Source organism: Synechococcus sp. JA-3-3Ab, from assembly GCF_000013205.1.
Classification (GTDB): domain Bacteria; phylum Cyanobacteriota; class Cyanobacteriia; order Thermostichales; family Thermostichaceae; genus Thermostichus.
In genome coordinates this window covers 649745-675065 of record NC_007775.1, presented here as the reverse complement: position 1 = coordinate 675065, position 25321 = coordinate 649745, and the positions used below count along the sequence as shown (strand labels likewise).

The window sequence follows — 25321 nt, the reverse complement described above, 5'->3', positions numbered from 1 at the left end:
CGGTTTGCAAACTGTCGGCAGGCGGCACCACCACAACCTTGACCCCGGCCCCACCGCCTTGGAGTGCAGAAACTGCCTCAGTTGAGAAAACGCCAACTGTTCGACCGCCAACGCTCTGTTTTGCTGCGCGGCTGTTGATTGACACGCTCCCGTATCCCCCGTGTACAGGAGGAAAAGGGCGGGCCTCCTGCCGTTTCTAGCTGAACTCCTAAGCGGCCTTGGCGTCGGTATCCCCAGACGGAAAGGACTTGAGGCGGGATCCCGCCAAGAATGTAAACGAAACGCCAAAAACTGTCACCCGATCCCTCGAAAAAGCTGGAGGGGTGGGGATATCCTGAAATAGGCAGCAACAGATCCGGTGCAGAGTTGAGCTGTGGCTCGTTCGCCAACAGGGTGGCTGTTACGCCAGCGAGGCAGCCCACAGGGTTGACATGGAAAGGCGGTCTTTTCTACAAAAGTTACTCCTGGTTGCTGCCGGCCTTGGTCTCTCTCCCGGCTGGTTGGTGGGTCAGGCTGAGCGCTACGGGCAAGCTTTGGCGGCCAGCTCCCGCAAGTTGGCTCTCTTGATAGGCATTAACCGCTACCCCGGCGAGGGATCCCCGTTACAGGGGTGTGTCACGGATGTGGAGCTGCAGCGGGAGCTGCTGCGGTATCGCTTTGGCTTTGACCCGGCAGACATTCTCATCCTCACCGATGGAGCTGCCACTTCAAGCGCGATCCAGTCAGCCTTTGCCGAGCACTTGGGAAGTGCAAGTCAGACGGCTGAAACGGTAGTGGTGCAGTTTAGCGGCTACGGCCAATGGCGGGCGGGATCTTCGCCCGAGCGCTGGCAGCCGGCGCTGCTGTTGGCTGGCCCTGAAGAAGCGGCGGCTATGGGTCTGGAGCGCTTTTTCCAGCTTGTGCAAAGCTTGGGCACAGCCCAGCTCACGACCGTACTCGATTGTGGCTTTACCTATGTTGCACCCGCAGTACGGGGCAACTTGCAACTGCGCTCCCGCCCGCCGAAAGTCCCCAAGGAAGTAGCCTCTACCTCCCCAGAGGCGGTGGCTCCCGGTCGCCTGCCTTCTGGTGAAGTGCAGCAGATTTGGCCCTCTCCGCCCAAGGGGTTGTTAATTGCCGCCACCACCCCCCAAGATTTGGCGGCAGAAGCCGCTTGGCCGGGATTTCATGCAGGGATACTCACCTACCTGTTGACGCAGTACCTGTGGGAGACCACACCTGCCACCCGCCTGCTGATAGCCTTCAACCAAGTGGCCGGTCAGCGGGAGCTGGGCCTGTTTGCTTGTCAGCGCCCCATCCTGGAGGGCAAAGAAACGGCTCGGCGCATCCCGCCCTACTTCCTCACCCCCCCTCAGGTGGGAGTCAGCGGCGCCATCCAGGAAGTGAAGGGGAATCGGGCCCAGGTGTGGCTGGGTGGGATCCCACCGGCGGCACTCTGCGGCTTGCAGCCAGGTACTCTTTTGGTTCCCATTGCTGCCGAGCCTTCCACCGCCTCGCCGGTGCCGCTGCTGATTCGTTCTCGCAGCGGCCTGTTGGCACAGGTGCAGCCGGCCAACGGGGAAGGTCAATTTCCCCCCGTGGGCACGCTGGTGCGGGAGCAGTTGCGCAGCCTCTCCAGCAGCCTCAAGCTTTTGGTGGGTCTGGAAGACAACTTAGGCCGCGTTGAAAAAGTAGATCTGACCAACGCCATCGCCGGCTACAGCTGGATGGAGACGGCCAACCCGCGCGAGCGCCAGGTGGATTGCCTGCTGGGCCGCATCACCCCCGAAATGGCCGCCGCCTTTCAATTGGACGCTCTGCCCAAACCCCTGGAAGTCAACAGCTACAGCCTCTTTTGGCCGGGGCGAGAATTGCTGCTCAATTCCTGCGGGCCGGCTGGGGAAGCTGCCGCTACGGCAGTGCAGCGGCTGGTGCCCCGTCTGGCCCATCTGCTGGCGGCCAAGCGCCTGCGGGCTACCCTCAACGCGGCAATCTCGCCGCTGGCGGTGGTGGGGGAATTGTCCACCAAGGGCAAACCCTTGCGGGGGTCACGGCTTGCCCAAGGGGCCGCTGCTCCTGGCGAGCCAGGCATGCCACGCTTTATGCGCGGGGATCCCCTCTATCTCACTCTGCGCAACGAGGGCGAGCAGGATCTGTTCGGGTACCTGTTGATGGTCGATTCCAGCGGGCAACTGCACCTGCTGGCCCCCATGCCCCAGGAGGACTTTGCCCTGCCGCTGCGCCTGGAGGCCAAGAGCAGCCTGACTTTGCCACCTCTGCCTGAGATGGCTGGCAATTCGCGCTCTGCCGTCAATCCCGATCTGCTCACCTGCCATGCCCAGGGGCTGACCGAGCTGCTGTTTGTGGCCAGCACTCGCCCCTTGTCGGCCAGCTTGGAAGCCCTCAAAACCATGGCCCGCAAGCTGGGGGTAGCCCGTTCGCCGCTGTTGCTCAATGGGCCGCTGGAATGGACGCAAATTCTCCTCGAGGAGTTGACCCAGCGTGCCCCCGAAGGGGATCCCGACTTGCGCTGGCTGGATCCCGGCCAGGCTGTTACCCTTTCCCTCACCTATTTGCTGGTTTAGCTCAGCAACAGGGCAAACAGGCCACAGAGAGCAATGCCATCGAAAACCCCGGCCCCGCCAATGCTGAGAATGCCCGAGCAATTGCGCCGCAGCACCTCCGGCAAGTGCAGCAGATCCGCTCCGATCACCGTGCCCAAAACCCCGCCAGCAAAGGCCACCGCCGGCGCCTGATCTCCAGCCCAGAACATGGCGGCCAAGGCTGCCGTAGCCGGGGCGGTCAAGGGATTCATCTGAATGCCGATTCCGGGCACCACGTGGGAAGCATAGTAGCTGACCACAGTCACCAGCGCCGTTACGGCCAGGATCAACAGCCCATCGGCCCGGCCAAATTGATACAGGGCCAAGAGCACCGGGATCAGCCCCCCGCCCACGTTCAGAGCAACCACGGTCTCCTGAGAGATCTTGGCCAACGGGATCCCCCAAAATTGCCGTATCCACAGGCTGGCCAGGTCTTCCACCAGCGTTACCTCGCACTTCACACGATACAGGGGAATATTGACCGAGCTGCCCGCCAGGATAGCCAGCAGCAGCAACAGCGCCCCCTCCCGCGAGAACCCCAACTTGCCCACCGCCAACGCCACCACATCCACCGCCAGCCCCAGCCAGAGGAAAGGCAGCAGCAGCACCAGCATCAAAAACAGCAACAGCGAGACCGGCAAGTAGAACATGGCAGGGATCCCAAACTTTCCTCCAGCCTATCAGGACTTAGTCCGGCTTCCTCGACTCTAGGTAGAGAGGATCCCCGATCTTGTAACAAAAATAACAAGCAAGTCTCCGGTTAACTCTGTCAGAGCCCAAAGAAATATCTTGAGCAACTTTGCAACCGGCGCGCCGATTGCTGGGAGTTGTGGATAGAGCAATTTGATAGTGCGGATCTCCGCAAAAGCAAATCGTAAACTACCCGGCTCCGACCGCCCCCCTTCCCCCCCAACCCCCCGTATACGGGGGGCAGGGGGGCGGGGGGATTGAGGGGGGTACAGTGCGGGGCTCCTGCGGCTTCTAGCTGAGGCCTGCTGCCTTCCACCCGCTTTTGGCCAGGGGGAACCCTCAAGGGATCCCGGCCACTCCTGTTTGGCGGGCAGCTTGGATCACGGCGGCAGCCACCTGAGGAACTACCCGCCCATCGAAGACCGAGGGAATGATCCACTGGGGATCCAAATCTTCCGGTGGGATCAAATTGGCAATGGCCTGGGCGGCAGCCAGGCACATCTCAGTGTTGATCTGCTTGGCGCGGCAATCGAGAGCGCCGCGGAACACCCCTGGGAAGGCCAGCACATTGTTGATCTGGTTGGGGTAGTCGCTGCGCCCGGTGGCCATCACGGCGACTCGATCTGCCACCAGCTCGGGCTGGATCTCTGGCACCGGGTTGGCCAAGGCAAAGACAATGGGATCCGGCGCCATTTTCTCCACCATCTCTGGTGTCAAAGCATTGGCCACGCTCACCCCGATGAACACATCTGCTCCCACCAAAGCCTCTGCCAGGGATCCGCTCTCCTCAACGGCAACGGCAGCTTTCTCGGGGGTGAGGTCGGCGCGGGAGCGGCTGAGGATCCCTTGGCGGTCGCAGACCAGGATATGTCTGGCCCCGGCCCGTCGCAGCAGTTGAGTTACCGCAATACCGGCTGCTCCTGCCCCGTTGAGGACAATGCGCACCTCCTCTAGGCTTTTTTTAACCACCTTCAAGGCATTCAACAACGCTGCCAGCACCACAATGGCGGTGCCATGCTGATCGTCGTGGAACACCGGCAGGTTGAGACGGGCCTTGAGCTGCAACTCGATGGCAAAGCAGCGGGGGGCGCTGATGTCCTCCAGGTTGAAGCCGCCAAACCCCGGCGCCAGGCGCACCACCGTCTCCACAATTTCCCCCACCTCCTGGGTGGCCAGGCAGAGCGGGAAAGCATCGATATCAGCAAAGCGTTTGAACAGGGCTGCTTTTCCCTCCATCACTGGCAGAGCCGCCTCCGGGCCGATATTCCCCAGGCCCAGCACGGCGCTGCCATCGGTTACGATGCCAACGCAATTGCCCTTGATGGTGTATTCATACACAGCGCTGGGATCGGCGGCAATTTCCAGCGCCACCCGACCCACGCCCGGGGTATAGGCCATGGCCAGATCGGCGGCGCTCTCCAGGCGGCTTTTGGCCACCACCTGTAGCTTTCCCCCCCGGTGCAGCTCAAAGGTGCGATCCACCACCCGCTCCACTTTTACGTTGGGCAAAGAGGCAACAGCGGCGCGAATTTGCTCGGCATGCTCGCTGCTAACGGCATCCACGCAGATTTCCCGCACCGTTTCGGCTGCCGATTGGTGGATGAGGTCGATCTGGCTGAGGCTGCCTCCCACCTCGGCAATAGCTTGGGTAACACGGGCCAGCGCTCCTGGCTGGTTGGGCAGGCGCAGACGTAGAGCAATGCTGTAGCTGGAGCTGGGGGTGAGTTTTGTCATAGCTTTCTATAGTAGAAGAAAAATTGCCTTCAGCAGAGCAAGCTCCTCAACACTGAGCCCTCCGGTTCGGCACCCAACCTTCTCCCTCCGGAAGCAGGGTTAGGGGTGAGAATAACCCTAGGATCGAGAAATCCCGAAGACAGGCGATCCTCCTTCTTGCATATGACAGCTTCTGCTGCGGCAACTTCCGATTCCGACCTCAATACTTTTGCCGATTGGCTGGAAGGTTACTACAGCAACCGCGCCCAAGCCATGGCAGAACCGGTGTGGTTTGTACCGGTGAGCCTTTGGTACGTGCGCCTTCCCCACCTGTTTTCAGAAGGAATCGGCTTTTTTACCGAGCAATTTAACGAGCACACGCCGGGCCGGTTTTACCGCAGCCGGGTGCTGCAGGTATTGGCGGATCCCTTGCGGATCGAGAACTATAAGTTGCGGGATCAAGCGGCTTGGGCAGGTGCCTCTCAGGATCTGCAGCGCTTGGCGCAGCTTTCTCTGTCTGACTTGCAGCATTTGCCCGGTTGTCGCATCCTCGTAGAAAAGCGCGCAGACTGCTACCACGGCCAGATGCTGCCGGGCGGTGGCTGCCGCCTCAACCCCGGCGACAGCACCTACATCCACATCGAGTTTGACCTCACAGCCCAGGAATTCATCACCTGGGATCGCGGCTTCGACGCCACCACCGGCCAACAAACTTGGGGATCCCGCGCCGGCCCTTACCGCTACCAGAAAAGGATCCCTGTGGTATTTCCCCCTCGCCCCTAAGGGTTCGGAAAACTGTTGGGCTAGCTAGGAGGGCTATGGGAACAAAAAAGGAAACAGGTCGCGGAAACCCCTGCGCAGCTTGAGCAAAAAGATCAGCCGCTCCACCTCTGGAGAAACAGATCCGGTTTCGGGCCGGGCTGCCAGGGCTGCCTGGAGTTGCAGAGCTTCGCCAGCGGTGAGGGGCTGATTATCGACCGGAGAGCGAGCCTGCAAATCTGGCTGCGCCCGCAGCACCTCCTCAGGGATTTCAGAAGCCGGGGGCAAAGCCAAGGCCTGATTCGGCGGATACAGCAGGAACACCAGCAGACTGGCCCATCCACTGCTCCTTTTGACCCAATGCTTTCGGTTCACCGGATGCAAATCTCTCGGTCCACTCCGCCTTATCCTAGCTACCCCAGGGATCCTCAGCCCCTCTCCCAGCACCCTAGAACCAGTACCGTATAAGCCGGGGAACATCACACCTGCCGGAATCCAGGCCCGTCAAACGGTCAAACCACAGCGAGCCAGTCCTCAGCTCCCTAATCTTACTCGGGATCTTGCCCAGGCCGTCTTTTTGCAGCGAGCCAAAATCCCCCTTAGCCGGCCATTGCTTCCGAGCGCTCTTGGATCACTCGGTCTACAATGCCGTAGGCTTGGGCTTCCGTAGCCGAGAGGTAGAAATCCCGCTCCACATCCCGCTCGATTTTCTCCAGCGGCTGGCCAGTCATTTGCGCCAAGAGCTCATTCATACGCCGCTTGACCCGCAAAGTTTCGCGGGCGCGAATTTCGATATCGCTGGCCTGACCTTGGATCATCCCCAGGGAAGGCTGGTGCAGCATGATGCGGGAGTGGGGCAGGGCAAAGCGTTTTCCCTTGGTGCCGGCAGCCAGCAAGAAGGCCCCCATCGAGGCTGCTTGGCCCACGCAAACGGTAACAATGTCGGGCTTGACGTGGTTCATGGTGTCGTAAATGGCCATGCCCGCCGTTACAGAGCCACCAGGAGAGTTGATGTACATCACAATATCCTTTTGCGGATCCTGGGAGTTGAGGTAGAGCATCACCCCCACGATGGTATTGGCCAGGTTGTCGTCGATGGGCTCGCCGATAAACAAGATCCGCTCTTGGTACAGGCGGTCGTCGAGGCTGATCCACTGGCTGTAGGGCTCACCGGGCAGACGGTAGGGAACGCGAGGCACTCCAATCGGCATAAGTTTCTCCTGGCAAAGTACAGAACACTACACAGAACGATGCGCTTGCAAGAGGTCTTGCGCGCTTAAATCTAGCTGGGGCAAAACCGAGGAAACAATGCGTTCAGGGCCGGTTTTAACCTCGTCTTCGTATTCCCCGCCAACCCAGCGCGACACCGACTGCTTGGCGGGATCCACAATCCAGTATTCCAGGATCCCACGGGCAGCATAGTCTTTGCGCTTGTCTTGATAATCACGTTTTTCATTGTCTATTCCAGGAGAAACCACTTCCACCACCAGCAGCGGCGGGGGCATGGGCAGCCGAAGGGTTCCGCGACCGTTCCCCAGCAAGCTCACATGGTCAGGATGTAAAACCATCACATCTGGGTTGCGAAACCGAGCCTTGGCTGCGGGCACTTCGACCTCAACTTGGCCCAAGCTCAGGCGTTGGACGGGCAAAAACTTGAGCAATTCCGCAATCAGAAACAGCTCAATGAGGGTGTTAATGCGCTCCTCAGTTGGCACTTCCCGAATATACCCGTCTTCAAGTTCAAGCCGTCCTTCATAAGGCCAGCTTTTGAGGCGTAGGTACTCCTCCGCCGTTAAAGGCTGTACAGGGACCTGAACCATCGACGGATCCCTCTGCTTCAGCTTTTGGCTGTTGCCAACTTCGGCAGGGCTTTGGAGCTGGTCAACACCTGATCGATAAGACCGTAGGCTTTGGCCTCTTCCGGAGTCATGAAAAACAGCCGCTCCGTATCCTTCTTGATGCGCTCTATGGGCTGGCCCGTGCTGCGAGATAATTCCTCCAGCATCATGTTGCGCAAGGTCAAGATCTCGCGGGTGCGAATTTCAATATCGCTGGCCTGTCCACGGGTGCCCCCATACGGCTGATGCAGCACGATCGTGGCATTGGGCAAACTGGCCCGGAACCCCTTGGCGCCCGCCGCCAACAGCATGGCCGCCATGCCAATGGCATTGCCAATGCAGATGGTATGCACCGGCGGCTTGATGTAGTTCATCGTATCCAGAATGGCAAAAGCTGCCGTGTCGTAGCTGTAGGTGCCCGTCGAGTTGATGTACATCTTGATCGGCTTTTCCCGATCCTCGTACTGCAAATACAGCAATTGTTCCACAATCAGCTTGGTGACGTTGGCATTCGCCTCCTCGGCCAGGGGCAGACCCAGATAGACAATGCGCTCTTGCAGCAGCAGCGAAGCCAAATCGGGAGGCGGAGTCCGAACCGGAGCGCCGCCATAGTAGTAGGTCGATTGCACCATGCCAAAGTTCTCCTACGGCCAATCCCTTGACTCTAGAGACAACTTCCTAGAACGACAGCACAGATGAAGGACAAGAGCAAGGGATCCGAGAACAGCAGCGGATCCCTTGTCTTCCTAAGAACCAGAACCTGAAGGGGAGGCGGCAGCTTTACTCCGCTCCCTGGGGCAAGAGCACCCGCTCCGGCTCCGTGACCAGCACCTTGGGCTTACGCTCCTCGTCCACATCGATGAGGACTTCTGATCCCTCTTTGACGTGGCCAGTCAAGATCTCTTCTGCCAGGATGTCTTCCAACAGGCGCTGAATAGCACGGCGCAGCGGACGTGCCCCATAGCTGGGGTTGTAGCCCTCCTCCACCAGCAGATCCTTGAAGCGATCGCTGACCGTGAGGTAAATCTTCTTCTCCTTCATGCGGTCGAACACTTCCTTGAGCAGGATGTCGGCGATCTGCTTCACTTCCTCCTTGGTCAGTTGCCGGAAGACGATGATCTCGTCCACCCGGTTGAGGAACTCGGGGCGGAAGTACTGCTTCAGCTCCTCGTGCACCAAGTTGCGGATGCGGTTGTAGTTCGCATCTTCGTCGTTGGTGTTGAACTCGAAGCCGAGGCTGCCACCACCCTTCTCGATGACCTTCGAGCCAATGTTCGAGGTCATCACGATCAGGGTGTTTTTGAAGTCCACCGTGCGGCCCTTGGCGTCGGTCAGGCGGCCGTCCTCCAGGATCTGCAGCAGCAGGTTGAACACGTCCGGGTGGGCCTTCTCGATCTCATCGAAGAGCACCACCGTGTAGGGACGGCGCCGCACCGCTTCCGTAAGCTGCCCCCCCTCGTTGTAGCCGACATATCCGGGCGGGGATCCGATCAGCTTGCTGACCGTGTGCCGCTCCATGTACTCCGACATGTCGAGGCGGATCATAGCCGACTCGGAGCCGAAGAAGTAGGCCGCCAGGGCTTTGGTCAGCTCGGTTTTGCCTACCCCTGTTGGGCCGGAGAAGATGAAGCTGGCGATGGGACGGTTGGGGTTTTTCAGCCCCACGCGAGCCCGACGAATGGCCCGCGAGATGGCCCGCACCGCCTCATCTTGGCCGATGATGCGCTGGTGCAGGGTTTCCTCCATGTGCAGCAGCTTCTCCGACTCGCTCTCGGTCAGCTTGGCCACTGGCACGCCCGTCCAGGCGCTCACCACTTGGGCGATGTCCTCTTCGGTGACCTCTGGCATCTCTTGGCGGCTGCTTTCCTCGGCTTTTTTGGCCGCCGCAATGGCGCGGATCTGCTGCTTGATCTCCATCTCCCGATCCCGCAGCTCGCCGGCCCTGTCGAAGTCTTGGGCCCGCACCGCGGCATCCTTCTCCTTAAGCACCCGCCGCAGCTCCTGATCCAGCTCCCGCGCCGCCGGCGGCAGTTGCGAGTTGATCAGGCGCACCCGCGAAGCCGCCTCGTCGATGAGGTCGATGGCCTTGTCCGGCAGGAAGCGGTCAGAGATGTATTGGTCGGCCAGCTTGGCCGCTGCCTCCAAGGCCGCGTCGGAGATCTTCAGCTTGTGGTGCTGCTCGTAGCGCTCCCGCAGGCCAAACAGGATCTCGATCGTCTCTGAAACGCTCGGCTCGCCCACCATGATGGGCTGGAAGCGACGCTCCAGGGCGGCATCCCGCTCGATGTGCTTGCGGTACTCATCCAGCGTGGTGGCGCCGATGCACTGCAGCTCGCCGCGGGCCAAAGCCGGCTTGAGGATGTTGGCGGCATCGATGGCCCCTTCGGCAGCCCCGGCTCCAATGAGGGTGTGCACCTCGTCGATGACCAGGATGATGTTGCCGGCGTTGCGGATCTCATCCATGATCTTCTTGAGGCGCTCCTCAAACTCGCCGCGGTACTTGGTGCCAGCCACCAACAGGCCGATATCCAGGCTGACCACCCGCTTGTCGGCCAAGATGTCGGGCACGTCCCCCTGCACGATGCGCTGGGCCAGACCTTCGGCGATGGCGGTCTTGCCCACGCCCGGCTCGCCGATAAGAACGGGGTTGTTCTTGGTGCGGCGGCCCAAGATCTGGATCACGCGCTCGATCTCCCGCGTCCGACCCACCACGGGATCCAGCTTGCCCTCTTGGGCCAATTGGGTGAGGTTGGAGCCGAATTCGTCCAGGGTTGGCGTCTTGGTGCGGCTGGAAGACCCACCCCCCGCCGTCACTTCGGCGGTCTCGCCCAACATGCGGATCACCTGGGTGCGCACCTTGGACAGATCCACCCCCAGGTTTTCCAGGACGCGAGCAGCTACCCCTTCCCCTTCGCGGATCAGGCCCAGGAGCAGGTGCTCAGTGCCGATGTAGTTGTGGCCGAGCTGGCGAGCTTCTTCTAAGGAGAGCTCCAGCACTCGCTTGGCGCGGGGAGTGAAAGGGATCTCGACGGCCACAAAGCCGGATCCCCGGCCAATAATTTTCTCGACTTCAATGCGGGCGTCCTTCAAGTTCACTCCCATGGACTTGAGAACTTTGGCGGCGACCCCAGTGCCCTCGCCGATTAACCCCAACAAGATTTGCTCGGTGCCAACGAAATTGTGACCCAACCGTCTGGCCTCCTCCTGGGCCAGCATGATCACCTTGATGGCTTTTTCCGTAAAGCGTTCAAACATGATCCTCGGGCTCCCTACGCCTGCATCAAGGCGGACTTGATAGGCCTAATCCTAACACAGGATTCAGGCCAACTAAGGGACGGTAAATACCCCAGACGAAAAATCATCTGGGATCGTAACGCGCCTGGAGAGATTTGAACTCCCGACACCGTGGTCCGTAGCCACGTGCTCTAGTCCACTGAGCTACAGGCGCAAGCTATCTACCTGCAAGAAAAGCGAAACAGCCACGGTTGAAGACCCGTCTCTCCTATCCAGAGATGGAAGCTTATCAATGTGGCTTAGGTATTTTAGCACAAGAGCGTTTTTTGGGAAGTCCAACGGGGGTGTAGATATCCGCCAACGTTCAACAATGCCCTGGCCAGGATCGCGGAACTTCTCCCCCCACCTCGAGGCCGGCTTGGGAGCTGCTGGCCGCAAGCACCTGCGTCCAGACCTGGCCGTTGCGCTGCCACAGCCGCACCTGCAGATGGCCGGCCAGGGTGTCGCGGCAGTTGCGCCGCATCCCTTCCGGGCCAGGGGTGAAGACGGTTTGCCCAGGCCGCTGGGTGTGACCTTCCAGTTGGATGCACCAACGGGCGTCTTCGCCGCGCACCTGCCAGGATCCCCAGGGATCCACCTGCCAGGTTAGCCGAGCTTGGCCGGGCCGCCACTCCAAAAAAGGCTGGGATCCCCCGCCGTGCAGGCTGATCAGGGCGACTTCTTCGGGGCGGGTGAGCACCTGCCGCTCGGCTCCGGCGCAGGTGAGGCTGAGGCCGGAATGGTTGGGAAAGGCGTTGCACTGGATCCAAAACCAGCGGCGAGGGAAGCTTTGTCCCCAGTTTTTTTCGGCGTAGGCGGGGGCCTGCTCGAATTCGAAGCGCCTGCCCCGCCACTCCACCCAGCCGCTGGCCAGGCCGTGGCTCATCAGGATCTGCCAGCCCGGCTCGAAGATGGGCAGATAAGACCAGGCTCCCATGGTGGCCCGCGGCGGGATCCCGTAGGCAGAGCAGAGTTGAATGCGATAGAGCCAGCGGATGGCCTCGCCTCTGACAGGATCTGGCAGGATCCCCTGGTTGAGGCGGGCGGTGTATTGGTAGCCGCTGGCGGTGTGTTGGAAGAAGGTGAGGGGCTCCTGCAGCCCTCGCCAGCTCTCGCCTGGCCCGCCAGCGTGCCCCAAGGCCAGGTGCCGCCAACTGGCCCAGAAGCGCTGTGGATTGGGGAAGGTGCGCCAATGCAGCTCCTCCTCTGGCCCCAACACCTGCGCCATGCCTCCCCGCCTGGGGTCGATGGCGTACATGAAGGCAAAGCTGAGGGGCGGATCCCCAGGTAAAGTGACCCGGCTGTACCAGCCCTCGAAAAACGGCTCGGCACAGCCATCCCAGTGATAGCCGCCATGGGGCAGGGATCCCCAGTCCGTTGAGCCGTTTTGCTTAAAGCACTCTGCCACCGGAGAGCAACTCCCTCGAGAATCGCCAGAAGATAGAAAAAAGTCTATAGCTACCAAAAGAACAATTGTATTGTTTCTATGTCTGTCTGCTTTTAGGATATCAACCAAGCTGAGATTTTAAGTCCAACTTTTTGGGACTTTTCGGCCTTAAGTTTGTGCCCTATGCGATGCTGAATACGCCCGCAGATGGGGGCACTTCGGCTGAGGGGGTAGGGTACGCCTGCGCTAGGTTAGTCGTCCGACGGTTCTATCTTGGGATCCAAGCTCTTGGCGGTAAGGCGCAAGGCTTCCGCCTGATCCATCACTCGAGGCGCTTGCACTGCCGTCTCAACCCCTTGCCGATAGCTCTCCCACAAGGGCATTTCCGGGTAGGTTTGCTGCAATTTTTTGATCTCATCTAGCAGAGCGCCCAGCCAGCCAGACGTACCCCAGGTGAGCAAAAACTGCAAGGGATTCCAGAGGTTGAGTTGCCGCCCCAATTCGTTGAGGCTTTCGTTGCGAATGGGCGGGTCGAAGATGTCGGCCACCGTCATCAACTGGCGCGCCAAGAGCGGCCTGAGGGTTGTCTCAGCAGCCTCCACAACGGCGGGAAGAGCGGCTTGGATGCGCTTGGGACTGGGAATGTGCCGGGCCTGGGGCAAAGCTTGCAGCAGCAACTCCAGGCGTCGCCCCGCCTCTGCCGACTCCAAAGCCGATTCTAGGGTTGTGCCCACGCTGAGAAACACTTCTCCCGTCAACAGCCGCACGGCGTCGATAACCAAGTGGTACAGGGGCGGGATCACCAGCTTGATCCATTCGCTTTGGAAAAACTCCCGCAGCCGCCGCGCCAGATAGTCCCCCACTTGGGTGGTTTGGATCCCCACTTGGGTGAGGGAGAGGTACCAGTCGGGGGGGGATCCCTTGGGATCAAGCCACTGGCGCAGAGTTTGCCATTCCTCTTCTGTGAGGGCAGTTCGCCCCTGTTTTAAGACGCTGCGCCGCAGCTTGCCCTCGGCATTCAAGAGCTTGCGCAGCTCCGGTGTGCCCAGCAAAGAGAGGGCGCCTGCGGATCCCACGCTGCCGATCTCGACAGCAATAAGGGCGGCCAAGAGGGCGGCTGAGGCTTCCACTTGGATCTCGCCGCTTTTGTCCATCACCAAAGGTAGGCGGCTGTTGCCATAGGCCCGCAGGCTCATCGCCTCCAAGGTAGAGCGCTGCTCAGAGGTCAAGGCCCCCGCCCAGGCAGGGATGCCGTTGGTGGCTGCTTCGGGGTGTGGTGGCTCCTGCAGGCTGTGATACAGCAGGCTGGCCACCCAGGCTCGGTCGGCGGCCCGTTCCAGAGAGCCGATGACCACCTCCCATTGGCAGGGGTTGAGCAGAGGCAAAAGCGCTTGCAGCTCTCGCGGGAGGGGCTCTGGAGAGGTTGTGGCTCTGGCTTTGTCTAGAGTTGCCTGCAGCCGATCTCGCGCCTCGCGGCACAAGCCGCCCCACTCCAGTTGCCAACGAGCTAGGGTCTGCTGCACTGTTTCTTCGGAGCGTCGGGGCAGCTCCTGCCAGCCCGCCTCCAGTTGCCGCCACAGCTCCTCCCAGTTCAGATCCCCGGCCCTAGAAGGTGGAGAGTTCGCCGGCGCGGCAGGTGGGGCAGCGTTGGGATCGAGATTGGGGGAGAAGAACTCAGGCATGGGCAAACTTGGCCTCAGGGGCATTACCGGCATTATAGCTAGGGGTAAAAGGCGAGCTGTGGTAGGCCCAAGGTTTCCGGCCACCCCATCATTAGGTTGAGGCATTGCACCGCTTGCCCGGCTTGTCCCTTCATGAGGTTGTCGATGACCGACAGGACAATGACTCGGTTGGTGCGGGTATCCACTTCCACCCCAATCATGCAGGTGTTGGTGCCGGCAACCCACTTGGTTTGCGGGTAAACGCCGCGGGGCAGCACCTTGACCCAGGGGGATTGGCGATAGAAGGCGTTGTAAATGGTGATGAGATCTTCGCCCACAAGGCCGGGATCCCGCAGGTTGGCGTACAAGGTCACGTGGATGCCCCGCACCATCGGCACCAGGTGGGGCGTAAATTGCACGGTGATGGGGGTGTGGGTGAGGTCGGAGCAGGCCTGCTCGATCTCGGGTGTGTGCCGGTGTTGGGCCACGCCATAGGCGCCTAGCGAGCTGTCCACCTCGGCAAATAGGGATCCCAGCTTGGGGGTGCGGCCCGCCCCCGAGACGCCCGATTTGGCATCGAAAATCAGGCTGTCCAGCTCCACCAACCCCTGCCGCAGCAGAGGGGCAACCGCCAACAGGGAGGCCGTGGGGTAGCAGCCGGGGCAGGCTACCAGTTGCGCTTGGGCGATGGCCTCCCGGTAGAGTTCTGGCAGCCCGTAAACCGCCTGCTCGTTGGCCTGGCGATAGGCAGGGCTAGGCCAGTTGGGATCCGTCTGCCCCAAGCGATACCAGGATTGGTAGGTGGCCAGGTTGCGAAAGCGGTAGTCTGCTGAGAGATCGAGAACTTTGCACCCTTTGGCCAGCAAAGGCGGCGCCAGGTCTGCCGCCAGGCCGTTGGGCAGAGACAAAAAGACAACGTCGCTGCTAGCAGCAATGGCCTCCACATCCACAGGCTGGATGGTCAAATCCACCGCCTGGGCCAAGTGAGGATAGAGATCCCCGTAGCGTTTGCCGGCGCTGTCTTGACCGGCCAGGTAGGTGATCTGCGCGCCGGGGTGTTCGCTGAGCAGCCGCGCTAACTGCACCCCTCCATACCCGGAGGCCCCGACAATGGCGACACGGACGGGATCGGTGGGAGGAAGAGAACGAGGCGCCGTAGTGGCCATGGGGGCTGCCTGCACAAAATTGACGGCTTGCCTTACTATTTATCGCATTTGCCGCTGCCTTGGTTGAACTCACCTGCTCTGTTGGGCTCAGTGTTGCCTGAGCCGGGAGTTATACTGGGCTCACGCGAGCCGCTCGGGCCTCAGCAGCCGCCTTGGCTGTTGAGGTCGTGCCCAGGGATGTTCCCTACCTCGTCGGGAAGGGTTATATGTACTACGAACAATTGATCAACATGATCCTGCGGGCCTGCGGCCAAAGCAGCCGCCACGGCCTGGATCAGGAAACGTTGACCCTCTACTCCGAAGGCCCCTACACCCTCTACAAGCTCACCTCCCATTTCGACCGCCGCTCCATTTTTGTTTTGGCCCAAAACCAGCGGGATATGTTTGTCTCTGGAGATGCGTTTCACAGCAAGCTGATCCCGGGAGAATGGCAGGAGTGGCTGCACCAGAAGGCTTTGGCTGTTGCCGACAAGACACCCCAGGCCAGCTAGCCGGCGAGGGCCAAAACTCCGGGCTGAACCTGCTGGGGCACCACTGAGAGCCGATCCAACTTGGCACAATAGGCCAGGTCGCTGTCGTTTTCGGGGCTAATTGCCAGCAGCCGCTGCCCATGGCTGGAGCGCCGCAACAGGCCCAGGAGATTGTCTTGCCAAGTTTGGTAGAGGGCCAGGGCGGCTACTGCCTCGTCGTTGCCCAACTGCTCCCACGAGCAGCCCAGGCGATGCAGAACTGCCCCGGCACAGGCGGTGTCTTCCAAAGCAAACGCCCCTTCCCAGCCGGATCCCACCAGCCACACCTCGGCAAAAGCTCCTCGCCTGAGAAACTCCACTACCGCTCCCAAGTTCACCAGGGCCGCCGTGATCACCACCGGGATCCTTTCTAAGCGCTGCAGGGTGCGGGTGCCGTTGGTGGTACTCATGAAGATGCGCTGGTCCCGCACGCGCTCTGGGGTGTACTCGCGGGGGGAGTTGCCTAGGTCAAATCCCGTCACCGTTTTGCCGCCTCGCTCCCCGGCCAAGAGCCGTTTGGAGGCCGGCCAGCTCCGGCTGGCCGCTTGCAAGGACTGCAAGTCGGCAAACACCTCAACGGCCTCTGCCCCTGCCGCCAGAGCTGCGGCGATGGTGGTGGTGGCCCGCAGCACGTCGATGGCCACTGCGCAGGCTGGGATCCCTGCCGGAGGGACTTGCTCAGGGGTGTGGAAGTGGAAAAGTTGCATGAGAGAGGGAGCAAAAAAGGTTCAACTAGAGCCCCACGAGAGCTTATTAGAACTCACGCCGGGCAAACACCAGCACCGTCAAAATGAGCAGCAAAACGGTGTAGATCAGACCGTAAAGCGCGTCACCAAGGAGCTGGGTGGGCGGAGGAATTTGGCCGTAAACGGCAGCATCTCTTAGATTAAAGCGCTCCAGATCCGGCAAGACCAAGTAAATGACCTCGAACACCTTGCCAAAACCTGCGTCTTCCACCAGCTTGCTTAACTGCAGCAGGGCGCGGCTGGCGTGGCCCATAATGAACAGGGCAATGGTGTAGAGGGTGGCCAAAATTGGAGAGGTAAAAACCCCAAACAGCAGCGCTGCCGCCACAATCAGCACCAGTTCCAAAAAGGTGAAAACTACTGCCCAGAGAATGGCCCAGGGGGAAATGGGGGCCTGCACCAACAGCAGGCTGAGCAAAAAGACGGCCGTCATTATGACCAGCAGCACCGACAGCAAAGCCGACAGGCCCAGATGCTTGCCGACAATAAACTCCGCCCGGCTCATGGGCTTGGCAATCAGCACATAGACCGTGCGCCTCTCGATCTCTTTATTCACCAGCCCGGTGCCGACGAAAATAGCCACCACCAGCGCCAGGAAGTGGATAGCGGCCAGACCCAGATCGGCAATGATCTTGTTGTGGGCCTGGTTGGCTACCTGGGGGATCAAAACGATGGCTCCCAACATGGCCACCGCAAACACCATCACCAGATAGAGAACGCGATCCCGAATCGTTTCCCGGAAAACATTCTGGGCAATGGCCACGACGCGCGCCGCATCCATAAGCTGACCTCAAGCAAGCGACATCCAGCTATACACTTGTAGAAGTCCAGCTTTATTCTATGCAGTTCCAGGCCCAGATTCAGATCCACCTGCGCCCCTCGGTACTTGATCCTGCTGGGGCTGCTCTCCAGGCTAGCTTGCATCGGTTAGGGCATACCCAGGTGCAGGGAGTGCGCATTGGCAAACACATCCAACTGCGGCTAGAGGCCCCTGACGCCGAAACTGCCCGAGAGCAGGTGAACGAGCTGTGCGAGCAACTGCTGGCCAATCCGGTCATCGAGACCTATCAAATCCAAGTGGATCCTGTAGAGAGTTGATTGCTCACGCCTAGCCCTCACCACCTTTTTGTTTTCACAGCAAGGGATCCCCATGGCTAAGGTAAGGTTTGGCATTGTCGTTTTCCCCGGTTCCAATTGTGACCGCGACGTGGCCTGGGTAACCCGCGGCCTCTTGGGCTGCCCGACGCGACTCATCTGGCACCGGGAAACCGATTTATCGGGGCTGGATGTGGTGGTGCTGCCAGGGGGCTTCAGCTACGGGGATTATCTACGAGCTGGGGCGCTGGCCCGTTTTGCGCCAGTGATGGGATCCCTGGCCGAGCATGGGGCGCGGGGGGGCTATGTCCTGGGCATTTGCAACGGCTTCCAGATCTTGACAGAAGCCGGTCTGCTGCCGGGGGCGCTGGTGCGCAACGCCAACCTGCACTTTATCTGCGACCGGGTAGGGATCCGCGTGGAGCGGCAAGACCTGCCCTGGACCAGCGCTTACCCTTGCGGAGCCACCCTGACCCTGCCCATCGCCCATGGGGAAGGCCGCTACGTCTGCGATGCCGATACCCTCAAGCAGTTGCAGGACAGGGGGCAGATCGTCTTTCGCTATGCTCCGGTCGCGCCCAATGGCTCGGTGGACAACATCGCCGGCATTTGTGACCCTAGCGGTCGCATCCTCGGCCTGATGCCTCACCCGGAGCGGGCGGCGGATCCCGACTTGCCGGGGCAGGATGGGATCCCCTTTTGGCAGTCCATTGTCCAAAGCCTGGCCGGTTAGCCCTGCTGGGCCTGAGCCAACACCCTGCGCACCTGGTTCACCATCTCCTCGTGATCCACCACCGGCTTGGCGATGTAGCCATTGGCCCCACTTTGAGCCAAAAAGGCCTCGCGGTCGCCCCGCATGGCATGGGCCGTCACCAAAATGATGGGAATGGAGCTGCTTTTGGGATCCCCCTTCAGCAGTTGGGCAATGCGGATCCCGTCCACGGCCTCGCCACGAAAGGTGCTTTGAGAAAGGGAGACATCCAGCAAAATCACGTCCACCTCGTGCGCCTGCGCCAGCCGTAGGATCTCCTCCACATCCTGGCTGTGAAAGACCTCAAACCCGCCTCGCCGCCGCAACACTTTGTCGAAAACGCGGGCGTTAATTGGATCGTCTTCCACCAGCAGCACTGTTGCCATCGCTAACCTGAAGTTGACTTGGTTGCGAACTCGAGCCGCAGCAATCCCCGTAGTTCTGGAAACCATCCCGAAGCAATTCTAGCCATCCCATTCGAGCAGTGGGACAAGAGCTCCCCCTCCAAAATACTGATAACAAATCTCAATAAAGCTCAATAAAGTAGCGCCAGTAGCTACCCCCTCTGCCAGCAGGAGAGGACAGCTACCGTTTTGAAAACAGCTTTGCTGGGTTGCCTGGGGGGTACTCTACCAGCCTGGAACCGAGCGCCCTCTGAAAACAAAACAAAAACAAGGCCGGGGATTTTTCCGGCCTTGTACGGGGTACAACTGCCGTCTCTTTTGGCCGCCTCAACCCACTCAACACTCTCAGCAAGCCGACAACAGCAGCCCCTGGCGCAGGTTACTTCTTCTGAATCCTAGGAGTTTCGCGAAAGGCGACGGCAAAAAACAGAAGGCCCAGCGTCAAAAACAGAATAAAGGTGTAGGTGATGGCTTCCATACCAACCTCCAAATCAGAATCCTAAGGGGGCTTGATTCCAGATTAGCTCAAAGCCGCCAGCACCCCCTCTCCCCAGAGAAACAGAGTGCCGGCGGTCATCCCGCGAGAAAGCCTTACGCTTCTTGCACCTTGCGCGTGGTGGGATCCCCCACTTTCTGGAAGACGCCGAATTCCACCATTTCCTCGCTCATGTTCGGGTCAATACCGGCGAACACATCCCGGAAGAGAGTACGGGCGCCGTGCCAGATGTGCCCGAAGAAGAACAGCAGCGCAAAGACCGCGTGGGCGAAGGTAAACCAACCGCGGGGGCTGGTGTGGAAAGTGCCGTCGGCCTTAGGCGTTTCGCGGTCGAACTCGAAGAGCTGGCCCAACTGAGCCATACGGGCATACTTTTTAACCGTTGGCGGGTCAGTGAACACCTGACCGTCCAGCTTGCCGCCGTAGAACTCCACCGTCACGCCCACCTGCTCAAAGCTGTAGCGTGACTCGGCGCGCCGGAAGGGAATGTCCGCCCGCACCACGCCATCGGCGTCCCGCAGGATGACGGGGAACGTCTCGAAGAAGTTGGGCATGCGTTGCACCGTCAGCTCCCGACTTTCACGGTCCCGGAAGACGGGGTAGCCCAGCCACTCGATAGCAATACCGTCTCCCTTGTTCATCGGACCAGCCCGGAACAAACCACCCTTGGCCGGGCTGTTACCCACGTAATCGTAGAAGAGCAGCGACTTGGGGAGAGAATTGTAGGCCTCGCTGCGGGTCATCCCGGCCTCCATAGCGGCATTGACGCGCCGGTTAATTTCCTGGTTGAAATAGCCGGAGTCCCATTGGTAGCGGGTGGGGCCAAACAGCTCCACAGGAGTGGTGGCACTGCCGTACCACATCGTCCCGGCCACCACAAAGCCGGCAAAAAACACGGCCGCAATCGAGCTGGAGAGCACGCTCTCAATGTTCCCCATGCGCAGAGCCTTGTAGAGGCGTTGGGGTGGGCGTACTGTAATGTGAAACAGGCCGGCAATGATGCCCACGATGCCCGCGGCAATGTGGTGGGCCACCACCCCGCCAGCGTTGTAGGGGTTAAACCCTGCCGGCCCCCACTCCGGCGCCACCGGCTGCACATGCCCTGTCGTCGCGTAGGGGTCGCTGACCCACATCCCTGGGCCAAACACCCCCGTCAGGTGAAAAGCCCCAAAGCCGAAACAAAGGATCCCGGCCAAGAGCAGGTGGATCCCAAAAATCTTCGGCAAGTCCAAAGCCGGCTCGCCGGTACGGGGATCCCGGAACAGCTCCAGATCCCAGTACACCCAGTGCCAGCAGGCGGCCAAAAAGAGCAAGCCAGACAAAACAATGTGAGCAGTGGCTACCCCTTCAAACGTCCAGAAGCCGGGATTGGCCACGCTCTCGCCGTAGATATTCCAGCCGCCCCAGGAGTTGACCACCCCCAGACGCACCATGAATGGCATGACGAACATGCCCTGACGCCACATCGGATTCAGGACAGGATCCGATGGATCGAAAATAGCCGTTTCATACAGCGCCATCGATCCGGCCCAACCTGCCACCAGCGCAGTGTGCATCAGGTGTACCGCGATCAGGCGACCTGGGTCATTTAATACAACGGTGTGGACCCGGTACCACGGTAGTCCCATAAAGCTCGATCCTCCACGTTCTCCAACACTTGCGCGATATCCAGTCAAAAAACTGAAGCCGACATCTTCACCTGGGATCCTTACCTAAGCAGTCTCTTCAGTGTCGAGGGGTGCCGCACCCACCTAACCCAAGAGCGCACCCAGTGAGGACATCGCTCTCAGAATTTTCATCACAGGCATCAAACAGTATAACGAAACGCAACTGACCTGAGCGGCTTCAGGCGGGATGCCCTCTTATCTGCCATCATCTTCCCAGATCTCTCGCCAAAGATTAAAAATATGATTTAAAGTGTAACAATACTTAGCAAACCCTGGAGCTTTCCTGGCTCAATCTGAAAGGTGTCGTGGTTTCGGGCGAGATTATGGCAACGATTCGCTTTGTCAACGAGAATAGAGAGATCGTCGTCGCGGAAGGCGCTAACCTGCGCTTGAAGGCGCTGGAGAACCAGATCGACCTCTACAAGATGATGGCCAAGCTGCTCAACTGCGGCGGCAACGGCCAGTGTGGCACCTGTGTGGTGGAGATTGTCGAGGGAGCCGAGAACCTCTCTCCCCGCACCGAGGCGGAAAACCGCAAGCTCAAGCGCAAGCCCGATACCTATCGTCTCGCCTGCCAGACGAAGGTATTGGGGGATGTTGCGGTGAAGACGAAACCCTAGAGCCGGCTTGGCCGCTTTTGGGCAAGGCGTACCTGAGAATGGTATGCTAGCTGCCAGTTGGGTTTGCGGCGTGTGCAGCTATGGAGACGAACTACCTGGGCCTTTTGGCCACCATTTTGGTTATTCTGGTGCCCTCGATCTTCCTGGTGATCTTGTACGTGCAGACTTCCAGCAAGTCGGAGAGCTGACCTAGGCCCATGAAGGCAAGTCTTACCTCCTGCTGAGGAACCAAGGCTCACAGTCGACGATGACATCCAAAGCTCGACGGGGATCCCCGCTGGAAAAGGGGATCCCTCTACTTTTTGCGCCAAGCTGTCCCTTGGCCGAGGCCCTCTCCACCTGGAGCCCTCCGGCAACGGTTCCTGCCTGTCTGTGTTGCCTGCGAGAAGGTTTCCGCTTCCCTAGCTAGAAATCTATAGCCTTCATCGGAAAACTTGATTTTTGTCTATCCTAGTTTGCCACTAGGATGCCTCTTAAGATTTTTTACAGGATCTCAGTAGGCGATGGGGTCAGGCGGGATTCCTGGCCGTAAGGAGGATTATGAGTTTGGACGGGCTGGTCAGAACCGCGTGGTTAATTCCCCTCTATGCGCTAGTGGCGTGGCTGGGGGCGTTGATTTGGTCCCCTGGGATCACCCGGCGCACCGGCCCCCGACCGGCGGGCTATCTAAATGCGCTGCTGACCTTGGTGGCGTTCTTGCACAGTGTGGGGGCGCTGGTGGCGATTTGGGATCAGCCGGCGCAGGTGATTCGGCTGCCCTGGCTGCAGGTAGGGGATCTGGTGTTGGAGCTGCCGCTGCAGGTTTCATCGCTAACGCTGGGGGCCTGCGCCGTGGTGACGGGGCTAAACCTGGCGGCCCAGATCTACGGCTTTGGCTACATGGAAATGGACTGGGGCTGGGCGCGGTTCTTCTCGCTGCTGGGCCTGTTTGAGGGGGGGATGTGCGCTCTGGCTCTGTGCGACTCTTTGTTTTTCAGCTACGTCATCCTGGAGATTTTGACTCTGGGCACCTACCTGTTGGTGGGCTTTTGGTTTAACCAATCGCTGGTGGTAACTGGGGCCCGGGATGCTTTTCTAACCAAGCGCATCGGCGACCTGTTGCTCTTGATGGGGGTCATCGCCATCTATCCTTTGACGGGATCCTGGGAGTTTGAGGACTTGACGGCTTGGGCAAAGTCGGTGCAGGCAGGAGCTATCTCTGTGGATCCGAACTTGATCGCCTTGGTGGGGCTGGGGTTGCTGGCCGGCCCTGTGGGCAAGTGTGCCCAGTTCCCTCTGCATCTGTGGCTGGATGAGGCGATGGAAGGGCCGATCCCCTCTACGATCTTGCGCAATGCGGTGGTGGTGGGCACAGGAGCTTGGGTGTTGATTCGGCTGCAGCCGCTCTATGAGCTTTCCCCGACGGTGTTGCGGCTGATGCTGGTGATCGGGGGGCTGACGGCAGTGGGGGGATCCCTGGTGGCCCTGGCCCAAATTGATGCCAAGCGGGCCTTGTCCTACCTGGTGAGCGCCTACATGGGCTTGATCTTTGTAGCGGTGGGCACAGGACACACGCAACAGGCCTACCAACTGCTGCTCACCTATGCGCCGGCGATGGCCTTGCTGGTGATGGCGCTGGGCATGGTGATCTGGAACAGCATTACCCAGGATCTGCGCTATCTGGGGGGCTTGTGGTCGCGGCGGCCCATTTCCGGCCTGTGCTTTTTGACGGGGATGGCCGGCATGGTGGCCCTGCCGCCTTTCGGCTCCTTCTGGGTGCTGACGGATCTGTGGCAGCAGTTGGCGCAATCGGGGCAGGGGCTGTGGGCGGCAGTGGTGCTGGTCACCAACGCGGTAACGGCGCTGGGGCTGACGCGGGTATTCGGCCTGGTTTGGGGAGGCAAGCCGCAGCAGATGAGCGAGCGCTCCCCAGAGGTGCACTGGCCGATGATGTTGCCCAGCACGGCCATGATGGGGGTGACGCTGCATGTGCCGATGATTCTGGCGGCCTTGGATCTCTTGCCGGCTCTGCAGGGGATCCCGATTGCGGTGATGGCCGGATCCAGCTTGGCGGGCATCGCGTTGGGAGCCTGGCTGTACCTGCCGCGGGGGCGGCGGCCAGTGGACTGGGCTTTCTTGGCCGACTGGCAGGATCTGCTGGCCAACGACTTCTACACCCCCAAGCTCTACCGCGCCAGCGTGGTGTTTGTGGTGCGCATCATTTCTGAGGTTACGGCCCTCTTTGACCGCTACGTGGTGGACGGCGTGGTGAATTTGACCAGCTTAGTTGTGCTGGCAGGAGGTCAGGTTTTGAAATACACCACCTCCGGCCAGTTGCAGGCCTATGTGCTGACGATTGTGGTGGGGGTGGCCCTGCTGGGCTGGCTAATTCTCTAGGCAGAGGGGGACGGAGTCCTTAAGAAAGAGGGAAAAGACCATGCTGAGTGCCTTGATTGTGTTGCCGATTTTGGGATCCCTGCTGCTGTTCCTGGGCTTGGGAGGGCGCAAGCTGGCGGTGGTCTTGGCCGGGATCCCGTTGGCCATCTCGCTATTTCTGTTTACCCGCTTCGACGTGCAGGCGACCGGCTTTCAGTGGGAGCAGCGGTGGGATTGGATCCCGCAAATCGGGCTGAGCTACTCCCTGGGCTTGGACGGGCTGGCTTTGTTGATGGTGGCCCTGAACGGGCTGCTCACTCTCATCGCCATTTTGACGGCTGAGCCGGAGACCAAGCGGCCCAATCTCTTTTACGGCTGCATTCTGCTGATGAGTGGGTCGGTCAACGGGGCTTTTGCCGCCCAGAACCTGCTGTTGTTTTTCCTCTTTTACGAGCTGGTGCTGATCCCGATCTACTTGCTCATTTCCATCTGGGGCAGCCCCAAGCGGGATTATGCCGCCATCAAGTTTTTGATCTACACCGCTGTTTCCGCCGTCTTCCTGTTGGGGGCGTTTCTGGCCGTCTACTGGCTGGGGGATCCCCATACTTTTGAGCTGGCCGAGATTCGCATCAGCTCCCTGGGCCCCGCTGCCCAAACCCTGGCCCTGTTGGCTTTGATTGTGGCCTTTGGCATCAAGATGCCGCTGGTGCCCTTCCACACCTGGCTGCCCGACGCCTACGGCGAGTCTTCCCCGCCGGTGGCGGTGCTGCTGGGAGGGGTGCTCTCCAAGTTGGGCACCTATGGTCTGTTTCGCTTTGGGCTGCAGTTGTTTCCCCAGGTTTGGGCCGATCTGAGTGGGCTGCTGGCCTGGTGGGGGGCTATTGCTGTGCTGTCGGGGGCTTTGGCGGCCATCGCCCAAAAAGACATCAAGCGCATGGTGGCCTACAGCTCCATCGGCCATATGGGCTACATCCTGCTGGGTATGGCGGCGGCCACGCCGATTAGCCTGACGGGGGCGATGGTGCAGATGGTCTCCCACGGCCTGATTCTGGCGCTGCTGTTTGATCTGGTGGGCCTGGTGGAGCGCAAGGTGGGAACGCGGGATCTCAACGTGATCAACGGCCTGCTCAATCCCCTGCGCGGCCTGCCCACGGTGAGTGCCCTGTTGATCTTGGGCGGCATGGCCAGCGCCGGGATCCCGGGCTTGGTGGGCTTTGTGGCCGAGTTTTTGATCTTCCAGGGCAGCTACCAAGATTTTCCGTTGCCCACGTTGCTCAGCATCTGCGGCACCGGCTTGACGGCGGTGTATTTTGTGATTTTGCTCAACCGCACCTGCTTCGGCAAATTGGACAACCGCACCGCCTACTACCCCCGGGTGCAAGGTTGGGAGCGGATCCCGGGCTTTCTTTTAACTGCCTTGATCGTCTGGTTTGGGATCCAGCCCATGAACCTGGTGAAATGGCCCCAAACCTTGGCCTTTACTCTATCCACCCAGGTGGCTCAAGCCCAGACGCTTGTCATCGCGGAAGCCGAACATTCTTCTCCCTCCAGTTTGCTGCAGGGATCCCTGATGGACAACGCAAGCTCATGACTTTCTCCCCTAGCCGAA

At 60.2% G+C, this 25321-nt stretch carries 24 protein-coding genes and 1 tRNA gene; 9 read left to right on the top strand and 16 right to left on the bottom strand.

The genetic code is table 11. From position 1 onward, the window contains the following. The first annotated feature begins 431 nt into the window (after nt 1–431). Complete coding sequence (locus tag CYA_RS03125) at nt 432–2564, top strand: caspase family protein (RefSeq protein WP_011429560.1); 2133 nt, start codon at nt 432–434, stop codon at nt 2562–2564. Here the strand turns inward: CYA_RS03125 and CYA_RS03120 are convergent. Both CYA_RS03120 and CYA_RS03115 read right to left on the bottom strand, forming a co-directional pair. Beyond that, nucleotides 2561–3232, bottom strand: coding sequence for a DUF1614 domain-containing protein (locus CYA_RS03120; RefSeq protein ID WP_011429559.1), 672 nt, complete (start codon nt 3230–3232; stop codon nt 2561–2563). The genes CYA_RS03125 and CYA_RS03120 overlap by 4 nt on opposite strands. 379 nt (nt 3233–3611) lie before the next feature. Then, entirely contained in the window at nt 3612–5006 is a 1395-nt protein-coding gene (locus tag CYA_RS03115; RefSeq protein ID WP_011429558.1) for a malic enzyme-like NAD(P)-binding protein, read from the bottom strand. Between the two features lie 162 nt (nt 5007–5168). Here CYA_RS03115 and CYA_RS03110 point away from each other — a divergent pair, with 162 nt between their 5' ends. Continuing rightward, nucleotides 5169–5768 carry a chromophore lyase CpcT/CpeT gene (locus CYA_RS03110; RefSeq protein ID WP_071813501.1) on the top strand — a complete coding sequence of 200 codons (600 nt, stop codon included), beginning with the start codon at nt 5169–5171 and terminating at the stop codon, nt 5766–5768. A 33-nt stretch (nt 5769–5801) separates the two neighbouring features. On the opposite strand, the gene CYA_RS03105 is transcribed toward CYA_RS03110, so the two are convergent. The 9 genes from CYA_RS03105 to argC all read right to left on the bottom strand — a co-directional run bounded on the left by CYA_RS03105 (nt 5802) and on the right by argC (nt 15069). Further along, entirely contained in the window at nt 5802–6068 is a 267-nt protein-coding gene (locus tag CYA_RS03105) for a hypothetical protein (protein ID WP_041438869.1), read from the bottom strand. A 275-nt stretch (nt 6069–6343) separates the two neighbouring features. After that, nucleotides 6344–6955: an ATP-dependent Clp protease proteolytic subunit gene (locus CYA_RS03100; RefSeq protein WP_011429555.1), complete on the bottom strand. Its 612-nt coding sequence runs from the start codon at nt 6953–6955 to the stop codon at nt 6344–6346. 27 nt (nt 6956–6982) lie between these two features. After that, nucleotides 6983–7564, bottom strand: coding sequence for a Uma2 family endonuclease (locus CYA_RS03095; RefSeq protein WP_011429554.1), 582 nt, complete (start codon nt 7562–7564; stop codon nt 6983–6985). A 17-nt stretch (nt 7565–7581) separates the two neighbouring features. Further along, nucleotides 7582–8214, bottom strand: a complete 633-nt coding sequence (locus CYA_RS03090) for an ATP-dependent Clp protease proteolytic subunit (RefSeq protein ID WP_011429553.1) — start codon at nt 8212–8214, stop codon at nt 7582–7584. A 148-nt stretch (nt 8215–8362) separates the two neighbouring features. Continuing rightward, entirely contained in the window at nt 8363–10837 is a 2475-nt protein-coding gene (locus CYA_RS03085) for an ATP-dependent Clp protease ATP-binding subunit (RefSeq protein WP_011429552.1), read from the bottom strand. Between the two features lie 119 nt (nt 10838–10956). Then, nucleotides 10957–11030, bottom strand: a tRNA-Arg gene (locus CYA_RS03080). 150 nt (nt 11031–11180) lie between these two features. After that, nucleotides 11181–12263, bottom strand: a complete 1083-nt coding sequence (locus tag CYA_RS03075; protein WP_011429551.1) for a tocopherol cyclase family protein — start codon at nt 12261–12263, stop codon at nt 11181–11183. A gap of 230 nt (nt 12264–12493) precedes the next feature. Further along, nucleotides 12494–13924, bottom strand: coding sequence for a hypothetical protein (locus tag CYA_RS03070; protein WP_228375424.1), 1431 nt, complete (start codon nt 13922–13924; stop codon nt 12494–12496). Nucleotides 13925–13962: 38 nt separating this feature from the next. Beyond that, the gene (gene argC, locus CYA_RS03065) at nt 13963–15069 is read right to left on the bottom strand and encodes an N-acetyl-gamma-glutamyl-phosphate reductase (protein WP_011429549.1); all 1107 of its coding nucleotides are present in this window, start codon (nt 15067–15069) and stop codon (nt 13963–13965) included. 206 nt (nt 15070–15275) lie between these two features. Here argC and CYA_RS03060 point away from each other — a divergent pair, with 206 nt between their 5' ends. Continuing rightward, nucleotides 15276–15560, top strand: coding sequence for a hypothetical protein (locus tag CYA_RS03060; protein ID WP_049749713.1), 285 nt, complete (start codon nt 15276–15278; stop codon nt 15558–15560). On the opposite strand, the gene CYA_RS03055 is transcribed toward CYA_RS03060, so the two are convergent. Continuing rightward, entirely contained in the window at nt 15557–16285 is a 729-nt protein-coding gene (locus tag CYA_RS03055) for a 2-phosphosulfolactate phosphatase family protein (protein WP_011429547.1), read from the bottom strand. The genes CYA_RS03060 and CYA_RS03055 overlap by 4 nt on opposite strands. A 46-nt stretch (nt 16286–16331) precedes the next feature. Continuing rightward, nucleotides 16332–17105, bottom strand: a complete 774-nt coding sequence (locus CYA_RS03050) for an ABC transporter permease (RefSeq protein ID WP_011429546.1) — start codon at nt 17103–17105, stop codon at nt 16332–16334. 59 nt (nt 17106–17164) lie between these two features. Here CYA_RS03050 and purS point away from each other — a divergent pair, with 59 nt between their 5' ends. Both purS and purQ read left to right on the top strand, forming a co-directional pair. Then, nucleotides 17165–17422, top strand: a complete 258-nt coding sequence (gene purS, locus CYA_RS03045) for a phosphoribosylformylglycinamidine synthase subunit PurS (protein ID WP_011429545.1) — start codon at nt 17165–17167, stop codon at nt 17420–17422. Between the two features lie 52 nt (nt 17423–17474). Next, a complete protein-coding gene (gene purQ, locus CYA_RS03040; RefSeq protein ID WP_011429544.1) occupies nt 17475–18152 on the top strand; it encodes a phosphoribosylformylglycinamidine synthase subunit PurQ in 678 nt (225 codons plus the stop codon). Here the strand turns inward: purQ and CYA_RS03035 are convergent. From CYA_RS03035 to psbB, 3 genes are all read right to left on the bottom strand, one after another. Then, on the bottom strand, nt 18149–18556 hold the full coding sequence (locus CYA_RS03035) for a response regulator (RefSeq protein WP_011429543.1): 408 nt from the start codon (nt 18554–18556) through the stop codon (nt 18149–18151). The two genes, purQ and CYA_RS03035, sit on opposite strands and share 4 nt — an antisense overlap. Before the next feature lie 397 nt (nt 18557–18953). Continuing rightward, nucleotides 18954–19052: a photosystem II reaction center protein T gene (locus CYA_RS03030; protein WP_011429542.1), complete on the bottom strand. Its 99-nt coding sequence runs from the start codon at nt 19050–19052 to the stop codon at nt 18954–18956. Nucleotides 19053–19165: 113 nt separating this feature from the next. Continuing rightward, on the bottom strand, nt 19166–20698 hold the full coding sequence (gene psbB, locus CYA_RS03025; protein WP_011429541.1) for a photosystem II chlorophyll-binding protein CP47: 1533 nt from the start codon (nt 20696–20698) through the stop codon (nt 19166–19168). Between the two features lie 362 nt (nt 20699–21060). On the opposite strand from psbB, the gene CYA_RS03020 reads away from it, so the two are divergent. The 4 genes from CYA_RS03020 (at nt 21061) to CYA_RS03005 (ending at nt 25303) form a co-directional block, all read left to right on the top strand. Beyond that, on the top strand, nt 21061–21357 hold the full coding sequence (locus CYA_RS03020) for a 2Fe-2S iron-sulfur cluster-binding protein (RefSeq protein WP_011429540.1): 297 nt from the start codon (nt 21061–21063) through the stop codon (nt 21355–21357). Nucleotides 21358–21437: 80 nt separating this feature from the next. Further along, nucleotides 21438–21545: a photosystem II reaction center protein PsbM gene (psbM, locus tag CYA_RS03015; RefSeq protein ID WP_011429539.1), complete on the top strand. Its 108-nt coding sequence runs from the start codon at nt 21438–21440 to the stop codon at nt 21543–21545. A gap of 352 nt (nt 21546–21897) precedes the next feature. Then, nucleotides 21898–23733 (top strand): NAD(P)H-quinone oxidoreductase subunit F, encoded by a 1836-nt coding sequence (locus tag CYA_RS03010; protein ID WP_011429537.1) that lies wholly within the window; start codon nt 21898–21900, stop codon nt 23731–23733. A gap of 40 nt (nt 23734–23773) precedes the next feature. Further along, nucleotides 23774–25303, top strand: a complete 1530-nt coding sequence (locus CYA_RS03005) for an NADH-quinone oxidoreductase subunit M (RefSeq protein WP_011429536.1) — start codon at nt 23774–23776, stop codon at nt 25301–25303. Nucleotides 25304–25321: the final 18 nt, after the last annotated feature.